The sequence below is a fragment of the Maricaulis sp. ABE4_448 genome, assembly GCF_056160825.1.
The window spans coordinates 1-14,830 of the sequence record NZ_JBSWXX010000006.1 but is presented as its reverse complement, the minus strand read 5'-3'; the positions used below and the strand labels follow the sequence as shown (position 1 = coordinate 14,830).

Below are 14,830 nucleotides of genomic sequence, written 5' to 3'. Positions count from 1 at the left end.
TGGAAGAAAGCTTTTCTTCCATGCGTTATCTGAAACAGCAATGTTTTTGCGGCCGATGGAGGCGGGCGATGTTTGGTCGGGTATTGCGTATCTGGTGTGCCGCCCTTGCGGCGGCAGTCCTGTCTGCCGGTGGGGCGCGGGCGCAATTGCCGGTCGATGTTCCCGATGTACCGGCCACGGCTGGCCGGCTGGGCGATGTGGTGCGCGACCGGGTCGACCGCACGCGTGAGCGCTCACAGGAAACGCTGCGGGATGTCAGACGCGACACGCTGGATAGCCTGCTGCGCCAGAACCGTGACATCCTGGAGCGGGGGCCGGACAGATCGGTCATCGTTCGCAACCAGATCACCGTCCTTGCCGACGATCGTTCCGGGCTCGGCGCGCTTCTCGGTCAGGGATTCGGCCTGGTGCGCGAACGGCCGCTGGGAAGTCTGGGGCTGAGCCTGTTCGTGTTGTCGGCGCCGCCGGGCCTGTCGACACGCCGCGCGCTCGATCTTGCCCGTCAGCTCGATCCGGCAGGGCTCTACGACTTCAATCATATCTACACGCGGTCCGGCGGTCCGGCGCTGTATTCGTCGGCCGCGTTGCTGGGCTTTACCACGGCGCGGCACGCGAGAATTGGTTTGGTGGATACGGGTGTGGATGACCGCCACCCCGCCCTTGCCGGTTTCAGGCTCGAGCGCGAGGCTTTTCACGGCGGCGCCTACCAGCCGGCAGACCATGGAACAGCGGTGGCTTCGCTGATGGCGAGCGTGTCAGGCACGCTGGTCACGGCGGACATTTATGGCAGCGGACCGACCGGCGGTTCGGCCGACGCGCTGATTGCGGCGCTGGGCTGGATGTCCGACAGCAGCGTGCCGGTGATCAATGTCTCTCTGGTTGGTCCGCCCAACCGGTTGCTGGAGCGCGTGGTGGGAACGCTGGCCGCACGTGGTCATGTCGTCGTGGCGGCGGTGGGCAATGACGGCGCTTCGGCCCGCCCGCTCTATCCGGCCGCCTATGAGGGCGTGATCGGTGTGACGGGTGTCAGCGAGCGCGGTCGCGTACTGCCGGAGGCGGGCCGGGGGGCACATGTCGATTTCGCCGCGCCGGGCATGTTCGACAGCGCTGCCGGAACAGGTGGCGGTCATGTGCGGGTGCGCGGCACATCCTATGCCGCGCCTGTTGTGGCCTCTCTTCTGGCGGGCTGGCTCGACCGGCCTGATCCGGCGCGCGCGCAGTCCGCGATCGAGACGCTTGCGGTCAGCGCGGAAGACGCCGGCCGGCGTGGCCGTGACGATACCTATGGCTATGGAATCGTGGGGCGGTCGACACTGCGTACGGCGGCGAGCCGCGAATAATCTATCGCAGAGGGAATAAATCCGGCCCGCCGTTCGTTGTCTTCCTGTCAGCCGGTTCAAACCGGCGCTGAACAAGGGAGATATCCATGAAGACCCTTTCTGCGAAGACTCTTTCCGCCAGCCTTCTGGCTCTGGCCCTGGCGACCGGCGTTGGACATGCCCAGCTATCCTCTGTCACCGACGCCACCGCGAGAACCACCCAGGACACCCGGCTCGACACTGTGCGCCCGGGTGAAGTGCAGAGCCGTACCGGGGCGACCGGCCATGCCCGCCAGCGTCTCGATGCCGGCCGGCCTATGAGCCGGATCGAGCAGATGCGTCTCGACCGCGCCGAGCGTGAAGCGCGCCAGGCCGAGCGTGCGGCGGCGCGCAGCCGGGCCGATGCCGGTATCGCAGGCAGTGCGGCCGCCCGGAGCGGCCAGACCGCGACCCGCGGCTCTGTGCACGGGTCTGCCGGGATTACGGCCCCGGACACGCGTCCGGTCCGCCGCGAAGCGCAGCGGCAGACCAACCGGGCCCGTGCCGAGGTTGAACGGGCACGCAATGCCTCGCCTTCTGTCGAGGCCGAAGCCAATGCCAGCGCCCGTAATTCGGTCCGCGCCGACGGTGATGGAAATGCCCGTACCCGCACGCGGGTCGATGGTCGGGCAGAGGCCCGCGTCGAGGGGCCGGACACGCACTGATACCTGTCTCTCCATGGGGGCTGGCGCAGTTCTCGGACTGTGCCGGCCCCGCCGGCGGCCGCCGTGAACTTTTTCGAACGCCATGGAAGAAAACCGGCCGCTGGCGCGTTGTCAGACTGTGAGGGATCAACAAGGAGGACGACATGACCTGTGTTAAAACCATCATACCGGCGCTCGGCGCTGTTGCGGCTCTTGCTGCGGCTGGCACGGCGGCCGGAACCGCCCAGGCCCAGGGACATCATTCCTCGGCCCGGTTCGAATATCACAACTCCTACTACGAGCGCGGCTATGACCGGCATGATTTCCGCTATTATCGCGATGCGTGCCGGACGCGTTCGTCCGGCGGGCTGGGGCTGGGCCTCAGCCTCGGCGGCAGCGAGCTGCTGGGCGCCAATATCGGTGGTTCGACCTGGACCGAATGCGACCGCGGCCAGTTTGCCTATGCCCAATATGATGCGTTCGATCATGGCCGTCCGACCTACTGGCACAATCCGGACAGCGGCCGCCGCGGCGTGATCAAGCCGGGCCGGCGCTATCACTCGCACGGCCGCGAATGCGCCTCGGGTGAAGCGGAGATCTACGACAGTCACGGCAATTACCAGAGCTTCGGCTTTGAGAGCTGCCGCGACGGGTCGGGGGGCTGGCACTATGAGGGCCGGCACCGCTGATCCTCGTGCCAGCAGGAAAGGCGGCGGCCCGCCCTCGCGGCGCCGCCTTTCCGTTTACCTGTGCGCAGCCCGGACGCGCGGTCAGACCGTCGGGACTGTGCCGCCATCGATTGTCACTTCGGTACCATGGATGGCTTTGGCGCGGTCGGAGGCGAGGAAGGCGATCGTTTCGGCGACCTCTTCCGGCCGGGCCGGCCGGCCGATCGGAATGCCGCCGAGCGCGTCCAGAATGCTCTGCCTTGCAGCGGCCTCGTCGGTTCCCGCATTCCCGGCGATCCGTTTCACCAGGGCTTCGGCGGCTTCGGTATAGATCCATCCCGGTGCTACGGCATTCACCCGCACACCCGCCGGACCGACCTCCTTCGACAGCGACTTGGAATAGGTGCTCAGCGCCGCCTTTGCGGCCGCGTAGGCCGTGGTGGAGTCGTGAAGGGGCAGGCGCCGCTGGATCGAGGTGACGTGGATGATCGCGCCCTCCTGGCGGGCGAGCATGGCGGGCAGGAAGGCCCGGTCCAGTCGGACGGCGCTGAGCAGGTTGAGCTGCAGCGCGTCGTGCCAGATATCGTCCGAAAGGGCTGCAAAACCGCCGGCCGGCGCTGTCGATCCGCCCAAGCAGTGGACGAGTATGTCGATACCGCCAAAGGCGCCGGTGACCGCATCGGCCAGGGTGGCGACACTCTCCGGACGCGTCAGGTCAGCCTGCAGGAACAGGTCGGCATTCACACCGCCGGGCGGTGTCGAGCGGGCGGCTGTGGCAACGCGGGCGCCGCGGCTGCGGAACAGGTCCACAGTGGCCGCGCCCGTTCCCTTCGTGCCGCCGGTTACCAGGACCCGCTTGCCGGCGAATTCGGTCGTTGTGGAGGCCGTCATCAGGCAATCTCCAGCGAGGCGATCCGGTCGGCGTCCATGCCAAAGCGGTAGGTCAATACGATGGGGCTGCCCGGGAAGTTGCCGGAGACCGTGGCCGGTACGAAAACGGCGCTGTCCCCGTGTTCTGCCGGGCCGGGTTCTGCGTGGAAGTCGTATGCGTCGACCGTCTGCTTCAGCCAGGTTTCGATCGCGGCCCTGCCGATATGGTCCCGGCTCTCGTCCCGGACGTGGGCATCCGCGGAAAACTGTGCGGCAGCGCGATCGAAGTCGCGGCGATTTGCGGCATCAGAATATGCGGCGATGGAAGAGGGAAGTGTCTGCGTCATGGCCATCTCCTGGTTGGCGGAGGCCGCGCCTCCGGATTGATCTGGAAGGCAAGTGGAGCGACACTGGAAAAATGACAAGTACGCACGATAAAGTCTGGTACGCACCAAAAAGTAAGTTAGAGGCTTTCACGGCGGAGACGGCCGCCGAAGGCGTGGTCAACACGCTGCGGATCGTCGAGGGGCGATGGAAGCTGGTCATCCTCTTCCACCTCTTCGGCGGCAAGGTGATGCGCTTCTCCGAACTGGAGCGCGCGATACCGGCCATCTCGCAAAAAATGCTCACCCAGCAGCTGCGCCAGCTGGAAAGCGATGGCGTGGTTTTCCGGACGGTCTATCCCGTGGTTCCGCCCCGGGTCGAGTATCGCCTCACCGAGTGGGGGCAGGCGCTTTGCCCGGCGCTGGATGCGCTTCTGAAATGGGCCGACCAGCGCGAGGCGCTGCAACCGGACACGCCCTCGCAAACCGGCTGAGTGCGGTGTCCGGGCGCAATCTGGTTCTGGATATCGCGCCCGCGAGGTCAGGGGGCCGGGATTTTCCGGGCGATTGCCATGTAGTTCACAGCCGTATCCTCACCGAGTGAAAACTGGTCGTTGAGCGGATTGTAAAGCACGCCGACCGGTTCGCTCATTGCCATGCCGCCTTCGCGGAGCGCAGCGCGGATCTCGGCCGGTTTGACCAGTTTGGCGAAGCGGTGCGTGCCGCGCGGCAGCCAGCCCATGATCCATTCCGCCCCGACGATCGCGAGGGCGAAGGCCTTGGGCGTGCGGTTGATCGTCGCGCAGATCATCAACCCGCCCGGTTTCACGAGCTTTGTGCAGTCGACCAGGAAGGCGTGCGGATCGGCGACATGCTCCATCACTTCCAGATTCAGCACGACATCGAAGGGCGGTTCGCCGGCCTCCAGCAATTGTTCGGCGACGCCGTGCCGGTAGTCGATGTCCAGACCCTGTTCCTCGGCATGAACCGAGGCCGTTTTCACATTCGCTTCGGCGGCATCGACGCCGGTCACCTGTGCGCCCAGCCGGGCCATGGGTTCGCAGACCAGCCCGCCGCCACAGCCGATGTCGAGAACACGCAGGCCTTCAAAGGGCGTCGCGCCGGACAGGCCGAAATGCTCGCAGATCGTGTCGCGGATAAAGCCCAGGCGTACGGGGTTGAACTTGTGCAGAGGCTTGAACTTGGAATCCGGATCCCACCAGTCCGCCGCCATGCGCGAGAACTTCTCGACTTCCTCGGGGTCGATCGAGGGGCGGGTGAGGGTGTCGGGCGCTGTCGCCGTTGCCATCCGTGTTTCTCCTTGCAGGCGAACCTGTCTGCGATTGCGTTCGAGCGTTGCGTGCCCGGCCGTCTGCGCTTACCTAACCCGCGAGCGCGACGACATGGGCGCCGGTCTTAATATGGCCTTGCCGATGCCGCTAATCGAGCCCGGTGCGACGTTATGGGCGCACCCGCCGGCAATAAAAAGCGCGAGGGACAGGTTGAGGGACGGGTTCGAGGAAACGGGCGAATGACACGCGTCGTGGCAAAATTCGGCGGCACGTCGGTCGGATCGGTCGAGCGTATTCGCCATTCCGCGGGCCTGGTTGCCGACGCCGTCCGCCGTGGTCAAAGCCTGGCGGTTGTCGTATCGGCCATGGCCGGCGAGACCGACCGCATCCTTGGCCTGGCGGGTGCGTTCGGCGCGGGGCTCGGCGATGCCGAGGCCGATGTCGCCCTGGCGGCCGGCGAACAGGTATCCTCTGCACTGATGGCGCTGGCCCTGCGCGAGGCGGGGTTCGAGGCGCGGTCCTTCCAGGGCTGGCAATTGCCGGTGGTGACGGATGGTCCGCCCGGCGCGTCGCGGATTGCCGGCATGGATGTCTCCGTGCTGGAGGCGGCGATGCAGGCCGGGGTCATTCCCGTGCTCGCGGGTTTCCAGGGCATCACTTCCGAAGGCGAGATCCGCACGCTGGGGCGCGGCGGTACCGATCTGTCCGCGGCCGCACTGGCGGCGGCGCTGGGCGCGCGATGCGATATCTACACCGATGTCGATGGCGTCTACACGACCGATCCGCGCATCGAACCGGCGGCCCGGCGTCTGGACGCGATCAGTCATGACGAGATGCTGGAACTGGCCGCCCAGGGCGCCAAGGTGCTGCAGACACGCTCGGTCGAGTTCGCGAAATCGCGCGGCGTGCCGATGCGGGTCCTGTCCTCCTTCCTCGAAGCCGGCGAAAGCCGCGGCACGGATGTGGTCGAGACACAGGACATCGCGGAACGCCGCATCGTGTCCGGCGTTGCCTATGCGCGGGACCAGGCGCGGATTGCCCTTTTGGGGGCATCCAACCGCTCGGAGCTCGCCGCACGCACATTTGCCATCCTCGCGGACGCGGAGATCGGGGTCGACATGATCGTGCAGGCGCACACCCGCACGCCGGGCCGTGTGAATATCGAGTTCTCCGTCGCCCACCGCGACCTGGCCCGCGCCCAGGCCGTGCTGGAGGCTGGGCTGCCGGGCGCCGATATCTCGTCGGAGACGGGACTGGCAAAAGTCTCTATTGTGGGCGCGGGGCTGCGCCAGCGGGCCGATATCGCGCGCTCCCTGTTTGCAGTGCTGGGCGAGCAGGGGATCAGTGTCAGGGTGCTGGCGACCTCGGAAATCAAGATTTCCGCCCTTATCGACAATGACGCCGTCGAGCGCGCCGTGCGGGCGTTGCACACGGCCTACGGACTGGAGCGGGTATAGCCGCATGGACGATCTCAAGACCCCTCCCATGCGCGATCCGCGCCGCCTGCTCAAGCGCATGCGCGAGCTCATGGCGGTGCAGGAGAACGCCCAGGCGCGCCTGGATCACCTCACCGCCATGATCGCGGAAGAGGCGGGGTGGGATGTCTGCTCGATCTATCTGGCCCGCCAGTCCAACGCGCTGGAATTGTGCGCCACCTTCGGCCTGAAGGCCGAGGCCGTGCACCATGTGCGCCTGCAGCCGGGCGAGGGCCTCGTGGGCCTGGTTGCACGCCGGGCCCGGCCGCTCTCGACGTCCAATGCGCGCTCGCATCCGGCCTTTTCCTACAAGCCGGAGACGGGTGAGGAGCCGTTCGATACTTTTGTCGGCGTGCCGATCCTGCGGGGCGGCCGCATGGTCGGGGTGCTCACAGCCCAGACCTCCCAGGAGCGCCAGGTCGCGACCGACGAGATCGAGACGCTGCAGACCGTCGCCATGGTGCTGGCCGAGATCGTCGCCTCGGGCGATATCGTCGATTCCGAGGAAATGGCCGGGCTGGATGTGCGCCAGTCGCGGCCCGAACGCTTCCAGGGCGGTGCCTTCTCTGGCGGGATCGCGCGCGGCGTCGCCGTACTGTTCGAGCCGCATGTCGAGTCCGCCCGGCTGATTGCCGACGACCCGGGCAGTGAGGAGGAACGGCTCGATACCGCCATTTCCTCGCTGCGGATCCAGATCGACGAGATGCTGGATAGCGGCCGCATCCCGTTCGGTGGACCGACGCGTGACGTGCTGCAGGCCTATCGCATGTTCGCCCATGACCGCGGCTGGCTGGAGCGGCTGCGCGAGGCGGTGCGCCGTGGCCTGACCGCCGAGGCGGCGGTCGAGCGCGTGCGGAACGAGAACCGGGCGCGTTTGATGAAGGCCGCGGATCCGACCTTCCGCGAGCGCCTGCACGATCTGGAAGACCTCGCCAACCGCCTGCTGCGCCATCTCAATGGCGGGGCCAAGTCGGCCGAGCTGCCGGACAATGCGATCATCATCGCCCGCAATATCGGTCCCGCCGAATTGCTGGAATTCGACCGCGAGAAGCTCAAGGGCATCGCGCTGGAAGAAGGCTCGGCCCAGTCGCATGCGGCCATCGTGGCCAAGGCGCTGGGGATCCCGCTCGTGGGCCGTCTGGAAGGCGCGCTCGACCAGGCCGAGGATGGCGATCCGGTCATTCTGGACGGCGAGTTCGGCGTGCTGCACATCCGGCCGCAGGCCGATGTCACCGAAACCTATGACGCCCGCATCCAGACCCTGTCGGAACGTCGTCTGGCCTATGCCGAGCTGCGGGGGCCGGCGGTGTCGGCCGACGGCGTGCGGGTCGGCCTGCACATGAATGCGGGTCTGTTGATCGAGCTGATGGCGCTGGACGAGACCGGCGCCGACGGTGTGGGCCTCTTCCGCACCGAATTCCAGTTCATGGTGGCCGAGACGCTGCCGCGCCTGTCGGCCCAGTCGGCGGTCTACAAATCAGTCCTGGACGCGGCGGGCGAACGGCCGGTTGTGTTCCGCACGCTCGATCTGGGCGGCGACAAGGTCGCGCCCTTTGCGCCGTCGACCAAGGAATCCAATCCGGCGCTGGGCTGGCGGGCCATCCGCATGGGGCTCGACCGCCCCGGCCTGCTGCGCTACCAGCTGCGCGCCCTGATCCTGGCCGCGGCCGGGCGTCCCCTGAAAGTCATGTTCCCGATGATTTCGGCGCCCTGGGAAGTGCGTGCTGCACGTGACATGCTGGACCGCGAGCTGCGTCATGCCGAACGGGCCGGCTATGTCATGCCGTCAGACGTGAAGGTCGGCATCATGCTGGAGACGCCGGGCATGGCCTGGGCGCTCGAACACGCGATCGACGCGGTCGATTTCGTGGCTGTCGGTGCCAATGACCTGATGCAGTATTTCTTCGCGGCCGACCGGCAGAATTCGCGTGTCTCGGATCGGTACGATGTGCTCAGCCCGGCGGCCCTCGACCTTCTCAAACGGGTACGCGATATCTGCGCCGAGCACGACACACCGGTGTCCGTATGCGGCGAAATTGCCTCCAAGCCGCTGGAGGCTGCAGTGCTGATAGGCCTTGGTTACCGAAGTCTTTCCATGGCCGCTCCGAATATCGGCCCCATCAAGAAACTCGTCTCCGGGCTCGACGTGGAAAAACTTGGCACCTGGCTTGCGAGCCGGCTTCAGAGCCCCGCTGACAGTCTGCGTCCGCTTCTCCTCCAGGCAGGGGAAGACGCCGGATTACCTCGCGAGGCTGTTGAAAACGGTCGAGGGATTTGATCTTATAGGGCGGGGTTAGGGCAAAGTTACCCTTAATTGCGTTCTTGGGTGACGATCGCTCCGGGGAGAGAGCGGTAGATGGCTATTGTGGGTCAAGCATCGGGTGCGGACTTTGTTCCGGTAGATGCGGTCTATGCTGACGACAGCATCGGGTATGTCCAGCTGACGGCCGGCGACCGGCTGCGCGAAGCGCGGTCGAAGATGAACCTGTCGCTCAAACAGGCTGCCGAACGTACCCGGATCCGTGCCGACTATCTTGAAGCGCTTGAAAACATGGACCCGCGCGGCCTGCCGGCCCGGGCCTATGCCGTCGGCTATCTGCGCACCTATGCCAGCTTCCTGTCGCTCGAGCCCGGCGGGCTTGTCGAACAGTTCAAGCGCGAGGTCGATACCGAGACCGGCCGGGCTGCGCCCAGCGCCGCGACCCCGACGCGCAAGCCGATCAAGTTGCCGCGCGGCCTGTTCGGGGTGGTGATCATCCTGGCTGCGCTGGCCGGTGTGGCCTGGTGGTATTCCCAGCAGGTCGGCACGGGCGGCATTCTGGGCAATCCGCCATCGCCGCCGGATGCGGCGCCGGAATGGGCGCGCCCCGGTTTCGATGTGGCGGCCACGGCGCCCAGCCTTGACGATATCTGGACCGGGCTTCCGCTCGGCAAGGCCGGAACCGCCGCCGGCACGGTGGTGATGCGCGCTTTGTCGCCGACCTGGATCGAGGTGCAGGACGCCTCCGGCCGCATCCTGTTCGCCCGCGAACTCTCCGCCGGCGAGACCTATCAGGCGCTGGAGCCGGGACTGACCGTCTCTGCAACCGATGCCGGGGCAATCCAGCTGGAGCACGAGGGCGAGATTGTCGGCACGCTGGGCGAGCTCGGTGCGCCGGTCGAGGACCTGCCGGTTCTCGCCCAGCTGCAGCCCCAGGACGCCGCGCAGCCGCAGTAATCTGTCGCACCCCGGTCGAAACATTGCCGCATAGACGCTATATGCGCACCTGACGGCCGTTGGACGGCCGCAAAGGGAGTGACGGATGTCGCAAGCCGGTAAGGATCCCCGCAGCGTGAGACCGTGGCGCATGATCGAGCGCCGCAAGAGCCGCACCATCCGCGTGGGCGGACTGGAAGTGGGCGGCGATGCGCCGATCACGGTCCAGACCATGACCAATACGCCGACGGCGGATGCCGCCGCGACGATCGACCAGATCCGCCGCTGCGAAGAGGCCGGCGCCGACCTGGTGCGCGTTTCGTGTCCGGACGAGGATTCGACGGCGGCCTTCCGTACGATTGCCAAGGCGGCCACGGTGCCGCTGATCGCGGACATCCACTTCCACTACAAGCGCGGCATTGAGGCCGCCGAGGCCGGGGCCGCTTGCCTGCGGATCAATCCGGGCAATATCGGTTCGATGGACCGGGTGAAGGATGTCGTCCAGGCAGCACGCGATCATGGCTGCGCCATCCGCATCGGCGTCAATGCCGGCTCGCTGGAGCGCCACCTGCTGGAAAAATACGGCGAGCCCTGTCCCGAGGCGATGGTGGAAAGCGCGCTCGACCACGCCCGCATCCTCGAAGATCTCGATTTCCGCGACTACAAGATTTCGGTGAAGGCGTCGGACGCCTTCCTTACGGTGGCGGCCTACCAGGCGCTGTCTGAAGCGACGGATGCGCCGTTGCACCTCGGGGTCACCGAGGCCGGCGGCCTGCGCACGGGCACGGTGAAATCGGCCATCGGCATCGGCTCGCTCCTGTGGGCCGGGATCGGCGACACGATCCGCGTCTCGCTGTCGGCCGAACCGGAAGAGGAAGTGAAGGTCGGGTTCGACATTCTCAAATCGCTCGGCCTGCGCACGCGCGGCGTGAACATCATCGCCTGCCCGTCCTGCGCGCGGCAGGGTTTTGATGTTATCCGGACGGTGGAAACGCTCGAGCAGCGGCTGGCGCATATTTCCGAGCCGATCTCGCTGTCGATCATCGGCTGCGTGGTCAACGGTCCCGGCGAGGCGCTGATGACCGATCTGGGGTTCACGGGCGGCGGGGCAGGCCGTGGCAAGATGTATGTGTCTGGCCGGCCGGACCACAATGTCTCCAACGAGGAGATGATCGATCACATCGTCGAGATGGTCGAGGCCCGTGCTGCGCAGATGCGCGCCGAGAGCGTGGCAGAGACCGCTGCGGAATAACAGGGCTGGACGGCCGGGTGTCGGCTGTGGCACGGGCCTTTTTTCCGGACCACTGCCGGTTTAGTGAAATGCACGCATGGGGAGAGTCCGGATTTACGGATTCTCCGGTTGGGGGAAATCATGCTGGTCAGGATCTACGGGCTGAAGAATTGCGATACTTGCCGCAAGGCGGTGAAGGCGCTGGAAGAGGTCGGCCGCGATCACGAATTTGTCGATATCCGCGACGAGCTCGACCGGGTGCGCAAAGTGCCGGCCTGGATTGACGCTGTGGGGGCCAAGAAGCTGGTGAACACGCGTTCCACGACCTGGCGGAACCTGTCGGCTGAAGACAAGCTGATTGCCGAGGACGATCCGGCCGGTCTGCTCATCACCTATCCCACGCTCATCAAGCGGCCCGTTATCGAGGCCGGCGACAGCGTCATTGTGGGCTGGAGCGGCGATGCACTGGCCGGGTTGACGGCCCCGGAATGAATGACGCATTGAGAGCCCGCTGCGATCTTGATCTCAGCTTCCCCTATCACACCGATGGCAGTCCGGCAGAGCGGCTCGAACGTGTCGCGGCCTATATGCGCTCGGCAGGCTTGAGCGCGGAAGCCTATCTGACAGGCGAGAGCGTCGCCCGTCTGGAAGCGCGCATGGCGAGCCTGTTCGGCAAGCCGGCGGCGGTCTGGTTTCCCTCCGGCACCATGGCCCAGGGTGTCGCGGCCCGCCTGCACTGCAAGGCTGCCGGCAATGCCCGTCTTGGCCTGCATCCGACCTCGCATCTCGCCCTGCACGAAGAAGACGGCCACATCCATCTACACGGGCTGGAGCCGGTGAGCTGTGGCGCGTGGTCCCGCCCTTTGCGCGCGGACGACCTGCCGGAGGACGCCGGGTGCACCATCATCGAGCTGCCGCAGCGTCACAATGGCGGCGCGCTGCCCGACTGGGACACGCTGCAGGCGATCAAGACGCGTGCGCGGGAAACCGGCCAGGCGCTGCATATGGATGGCGCGCGGATCTGGGCCCTTCCAACGGCCTGGCCCGGGCGCGGTCTGCCTGAAATCTGCGCCGGTTTCGCCTCTGTCTATGCCTCTTTCTACAAGGATCTCGGCGCTTCGGGCGGCGCCATCCTCGCCGGCGAGGCGGACTTCGTGGACGAGGCGCGCCTGTGGCTGGCGCGCATGGGTGGGCGTCTTGTCTCGGCCTGGCCGATGGTGCCCGATGCGCTGCGTGTACTGGATGCGCGGTTGCCGCAGATCCCGCTCTTCGTGGAACGGGCACGCGGTATCGCCCTGGGAGTCGGCAATCAGCCGGGCCTGTCGACCCTGCCCGATCCGCCGCAGGTGAATATGCTGCATGTCCGGCTCGATTGTGACGTTGCGACGGCCGAAGCCGCTCGCGACGCCGCGGCCGAGGCGACGGGCGTCTGGCTTGGTAGCCGGTTCTGGCATTTCGAGCACGACCCGGTGCCCGCTCTGGAAATCTGTGTCGGCGAGCGCGCCTTCCAGGCTGATATCATGCGCATTGTCGAGGCAATCCGCGCCATGGGCGCCTATGTCGTCACGGCTCAGTCGACCAGCGGGTAGAGCGTCAGGCGGACGTCCAGCGTTTCGCCGTGGCGCATCAGGCTGAGATCGAGGGTCTCAAGCTGTGTGATCTCCAGCGAACAATCGCGGTCGCGCATTGTGCGGCCGTTGAAATGGGTGATGAAGTCGCCCGTCTGGATGCCGGCATCGAAGGCGGGGGAGTTGGCGATCACGGTTGCCACGCGCATGCCGTCGCCCTCGGGCACCAGGACCAGACCGTGTGTGATCAGCGGCTCGAAGGTGATGGGCGTTTCCGGATCATGCCGCACAATACGCACGCGTTCATGCCGCTGGTCGAAGGTCCATACAAAGTGCCGCATGGCCTGTCCGCCCAGAAGCTCGGTTCCGGGCGTAGACTGGATCACGGGCTGGATGAGCTCATTTCTGCCGATCCGCGCATTTCCGGCGAGCCGAGCGGAGGAGCGGCGCTCGATTTCCTCAAAGCGGACGGCTGAGCCGGTCGCGCGGGGCGGCGCGACCGTGTCGTAGCGCTCCAGATTGCGCAGGACGACCGGGCTCAGCGCAGCGCCACTGTCGATCAACAGGCGTCGCGTGCGATCGGGAAAGCGTACGCGAATCCAGGGGCGGAAGTCGGGACCGTCCGCATCGAACACGGTCACGCCGTCCGGGCGGGGCAGGGCGCCGCTCTCCACCCGCATCTCGTTCAGGCCGTAATCGAGCGTCAGCAGCACGTCCTCGAAAGCGTCATATTCAAGTATGCCGTCGATCTCGCGGCCCAGGGCAACCGAGAGGTGATCGAGCTCCCGGACCCCCGCTCTCAGACCGGTCAGGGCCAGCGGACCGGTGGTGACACGTCCGAAATTCGCCCAAATGCCGCTTCCCAGCCGCTGTCCGGAGACGCGCTCTATACTATCCGGATCGACATAGCTGGCCGACGCTCCCGTGTCGTAGAGGAACCAGAGCGTCCGGTCTTCCGCCGTTTCGTCATCACGCACCTCCGGCGTGACCGGCAGGAAGAAATAGCCGCGGCACATCTGCGCGGGCAGGACGACCGGGTCGATCATGCGGGCGGCGGCCGGCGGCGGCGCGGCAAGCTTGCCCGCGGCCAGCAGCACGACTATCAGAGCGATCATCCGTTTCATGCTTGTCCCCCGTCACGTTTCTCGCAGGATACGGAAGCTGGCCGGTATGCCAAGTTGATTGGAGTTCCGATGAAATCGATCTGCGTGTATTGCGGTTCCAATCCCGGCAAGGATCCGGTTTTCGTCGAGACCGCACGCGCGGTTGGCCGGACGCTGGCCGAGCGCGGCATCGACGTCGTCTATGGCGGTGGGCAGGTTGGATTGATGGGGGAACTGGCCGATGCCGCGCTGGAGGCCGGTGGCCGTGTGGTCGGCATCATTCCGGAATTCCTGGCCCTGAAGGAGATCGCTCATCTCGAGCTGACCGAGCTGCACGTCGTCCAGTCCATGCATGCGCGCAAAGCAAAGATGGTGCAGATGTCCCAGGCCTTCATCGCCCTGCCGGGCGGTATCGGCACGATGGAAGAATTGTTCGAGGTGTGGACCTGGGCCCAGCTGGGCCACCACACCCACCCGGTCGGCCTGCTCAACGCCGCGGGCTATTACGACGATCTCGTCAGCTTCCTCGACCGGATGACGGGGGAGCGTTTCCTGGCAGAAAACCACCGCCGCTCCCTGATGATTGCCGACCGCATCGACACCCTGCTGGCTGCGTTCGAAACCTATCAGGCTCCGCCTGCCGATGTCCGCCTCAAGACCGGCCAGACCTGACTGCACTGCTTTATTACCCACTTCTCTCCACTTCCCCCGGCCTCCATGCCGGGGCCCGGCTGAACCTCCGCCTGAAACGCCGCCAGACCCCTGAACACGTCCGGGGAAAGCAACACGCTCTCTTTCTTCCCCACCGTGTGGGGAAGTGGGCCCTCCATAGCCTTGGCGAAGGAGGGGTCGAAGGGGCCGGCGCGTGAGCGCCGGGAAGCGGTGGAGCCTGTCGCTGACACATCGCCGCTGACGCGGCGCCCCTCCGTCTCGCCGCCTCGCGGCGATCCACCTCCCATTCCATGGGGAGGAAAGGCTCCCAGCGGGAAATCCTCCACGGGCTTGCGCCCTGGAGCGATGAGAGGGGTGCGGGATGCACAGCGGACATCGTGTCCGCATTTGAAGGTTTGGTGGTGATGCCCGAGGCATCCCGCACGCGGAG

At 66.3% G+C, this 14,830-nt stretch carries 15 protein-coding genes; 11 read left to right on the top strand and 4 right to left on the bottom strand.

Features of this window, described 5'->3' with window-relative positions:
• The first annotated feature begins 68 nt into the window (after positions 1-68).
• The 3 genes from ACXAJV_RS15015 (at position 69) to ACXAJV_RS15005 (ending at position 2,691) form a co-directional block, all read left to right on the top strand.
• Positions 69-1,340 carry a S8 family serine peptidase gene (locus ACXAJV_RS15015; RefSeq protein WP_475086230.1) on the top strand — a complete coding sequence of 424 codons (1,272 nt, stop codon included), beginning with the start codon at positions 69-71 and terminating at the stop codon, positions 1,338-1,340.
• An 86-nt stretch (positions 1,341-1,426) separates the two neighbouring features.
• Positions 1,427-2,023, top strand: a complete 597-nt coding sequence (locus ACXAJV_RS15010) for a hypothetical protein (protein WP_475086229.1) — start codon at positions 1,427-1,429, stop codon at positions 2,021-2,023.
• Between the two features lie 143 nt (positions 2,024-2,166).
• Positions 2,167-2,691, top strand: coding sequence for a hypothetical protein (locus ACXAJV_RS15005; protein WP_475086228.1), 525 nt, complete (start codon positions 2,167-2,169; stop codon positions 2,689-2,691).
• Between the two features lie 81 nt (positions 2,692-2,772).
• On the opposite strand, the gene ACXAJV_RS15000 is transcribed toward ACXAJV_RS15005, so the two are convergent.
• Positions 2,773-3,561 (bottom strand): SDR family oxidoreductase, encoded by a 789-nt coding sequence (locus ACXAJV_RS15000; RefSeq protein WP_475086227.1) that lies wholly within the window; start codon positions 3,559-3,561, stop codon positions 2,773-2,775.
• The gene (locus ACXAJV_RS14995; RefSeq protein WP_475086226.1) at positions 3,561-3,887 is read right to left on the bottom strand and encodes a nuclear transport factor 2 family protein; all 327 of its coding nucleotides are present in this window, start codon (positions 3,885-3,887) and stop codon (positions 3,561-3,563) included. The genes ACXAJV_RS15000 and ACXAJV_RS14995 overlap by 1 nt, the downstream gene beginning before the upstream one ends.
• Positions 3,888-3,958: 71 nt before the next feature.
• On the opposite strand from ACXAJV_RS14995, the gene ACXAJV_RS14990 reads away from it, so the two are divergent.
• A complete protein-coding gene (locus ACXAJV_RS14990) occupies positions 3,959-4,357 on the top strand; it encodes a winged helix-turn-helix transcriptional regulator (RefSeq protein WP_475086225.1) in 399 nt (132 codons plus the stop codon).
• Between the two features lie 47 nt (positions 4,358-4,404).
• Here the strand turns inward: ACXAJV_RS14990 and ubiG are convergent, their stop codons facing one another.
• A complete protein-coding gene (gene ubiG / locus ACXAJV_RS14985) occupies positions 4,405-5,172 on the bottom strand; it encodes a bifunctional 2-polyprenyl-6-hydroxyphenol methylase/3-demethylubiquinol 3-O-methyltransferase UbiG (RefSeq protein ID WP_475086224.1) in 768 nt (255 codons plus the stop codon).
• Positions 5,173-5,394: 222 nt separating this feature from the next.
• Here ubiG and ACXAJV_RS14980 point away from each other — a divergent pair, with 222 nt between their 5' ends.
• From ACXAJV_RS14980 to ACXAJV_RS14955, 6 genes are all read left to right on the top strand, one after another.
• The gene (locus ACXAJV_RS14980) at positions 5,395-6,612 is read left to right on the top strand and encodes an aspartate kinase (RefSeq protein WP_475086223.1); all 1,218 of its coding nucleotides are present in this window, start codon (positions 5,395-5,397) and stop codon (positions 6,610-6,612) included.
• Between the two features lie 4 nt (positions 6,613-6,616).
• Complete coding sequence (ptsP, locus tag ACXAJV_RS14975) at positions 6,617-8,908, top strand: phosphoenolpyruvate--protein phosphotransferase (RefSeq protein ID WP_475086222.1); 2,292 nt, start codon at positions 6,617-6,619, stop codon at positions 8,906-8,908.
• A 78-nt stretch (positions 8,909-8,986) separates the two neighbouring features.
• The gene (locus tag ACXAJV_RS14970; RefSeq protein WP_475086221.1) at positions 8,987-9,847 is read left to right on the top strand and encodes a RodZ domain-containing protein; all 861 of its coding nucleotides are present in this window, start codon (positions 8,987-8,989) and stop codon (positions 9,845-9,847) included.
• Positions 9,848-9,932: 85 nt separating this feature from the next.
• On the top strand, positions 9,933-11,078 hold the full coding sequence (ispG, locus tag ACXAJV_RS14965) for a flavodoxin-dependent (E)-4-hydroxy-3-methylbut-2-enyl-diphosphate synthase (RefSeq protein ID WP_475086220.1): 1,146 nt from the start codon (positions 9,933-9,935) through the stop codon (positions 11,076-11,078).
• Between the two features lie 120 nt (positions 11,079-11,198).
• A complete protein-coding gene (locus ACXAJV_RS14960) occupies positions 11,199-11,549 on the top strand; it encodes an ArsC/Spx/MgsR family protein (protein ID WP_475086219.1) in 351 nt (116 codons plus the stop codon).
• On the top strand, positions 11,546-12,646 hold the full coding sequence (locus ACXAJV_RS14955; RefSeq protein WP_475086218.1) for a threonine aldolase family protein: 1,101 nt from the start codon (positions 11,546-11,548) through the stop codon (positions 12,644-12,646). The genes ACXAJV_RS14960 and ACXAJV_RS14955 overlap by 4 nt, the downstream gene beginning before the upstream one ends.
• Here ACXAJV_RS14955 and ACXAJV_RS14950 read toward each other — a convergent pair.
• Positions 12,628-13,749, bottom strand: a complete 1,122-nt coding sequence (locus tag ACXAJV_RS14950; protein WP_475086217.1) for a PDZ domain-containing protein — start codon at positions 13,747-13,749, stop codon at positions 12,628-12,630. The genes ACXAJV_RS14955 and ACXAJV_RS14950 overlap by 19 nt on opposite strands.
• A 69-nt stretch (positions 13,750-13,818) precedes the next feature.
• Between ACXAJV_RS14950 and ACXAJV_RS14945 the strand changes: the two genes are divergently transcribed.
• Positions 13,819-14,400, top strand: coding sequence for an LOG family protein (locus ACXAJV_RS14945; protein WP_475086216.1), 582 nt, complete (start codon positions 13,819-13,821; stop codon positions 14,398-14,400).
• Positions 14,401-14,830: the final 430 nt, after the last annotated feature.

Coding starts and splice junctions, on each gene's coding strand:
- ACXAJV_RS15015 (WP_475086230.1), top strand. CDS start 69: ATGTTTGGTCGGGTATTGCGTATCTGGTGTGCCGCCCTTGCGGCGGCA.
- ACXAJV_RS15010 (WP_475086229.1), top strand. CDS start 1,427: ATGAAGACCCTTTCTGCGAAGACTCTTTCCGCCAGCCTTCTGGCTCTG.
- ACXAJV_RS15005 (WP_475086228.1), top strand. CDS start 2,167: ATGACCTGTGTTAAAACCATCATACCGGCGCTCGGCGCTGTTGCGGCT.
- ACXAJV_RS15000 (WP_475086227.1), bottom strand. CDS start 3,561: ATGACGGCCTCCACAACGACCGAATTCGCCGGCAAGCGGGTCCTGGTA.
- ACXAJV_RS14995 (WP_475086226.1), bottom strand. CDS start 3,887: ATGACGCAGACACTTCCCTCTTCCATCGCCGCATATTCTGATGCCGCA.
- ACXAJV_RS14990 (WP_475086225.1), top strand. CDS start 3,959: ATGACAAGTACGCACGATAAAGTCTGGTACGCACCAAAAAGTAAGTTA.
- ubiG (WP_475086224.1), bottom strand. CDS start 5,172: ATGGCAACGGCGACAGCGCCCGACACCCTCACCCGCCCCTCGATCGAC.
- ACXAJV_RS14980 (WP_475086223.1), top strand. CDS start 5,395: ATGACACGCGTCGTGGCAAAATTCGGCGGCACGTCGGTCGGATCGGTC.
- ptsP (WP_475086222.1), top strand. CDS start 6,617: ATGGACGATCTCAAGACCCCTCCCATGCGCGATCCGCGCCGCCTGCTC.
- ACXAJV_RS14970 (WP_475086221.1), top strand. CDS start 8,987: ATGGCTATTGTGGGTCAAGCATCGGGTGCGGACTTTGTTCCGGTAGAT.
- ispG (WP_475086220.1), top strand. CDS start 9,933: ATGTCGCAAGCCGGTAAGGATCCCCGCAGCGTGAGACCGTGGCGCATG.
- ACXAJV_RS14960 (WP_475086219.1), top strand. CDS start 11,199: ATGCTGGTCAGGATCTACGGGCTGAAGAATTGCGATACTTGCCGCAAG.
- ACXAJV_RS14955 (WP_475086218.1), top strand. CDS start 11,546: ATGAATGACGCATTGAGAGCCCGCTGCGATCTTGATCTCAGCTTCCCC.
- ACXAJV_RS14950 (WP_475086217.1), bottom strand. CDS start 13,749: ATGAAACGGATGATCGCTCTGATAGTCGTGCTGCTGGCCGCGGGCAAG.
- ACXAJV_RS14945 (WP_475086216.1), top strand. CDS start 13,819: ATGAAATCGATCTGCGTGTATTGCGGTTCCAATCCCGGCAAGGATCCG.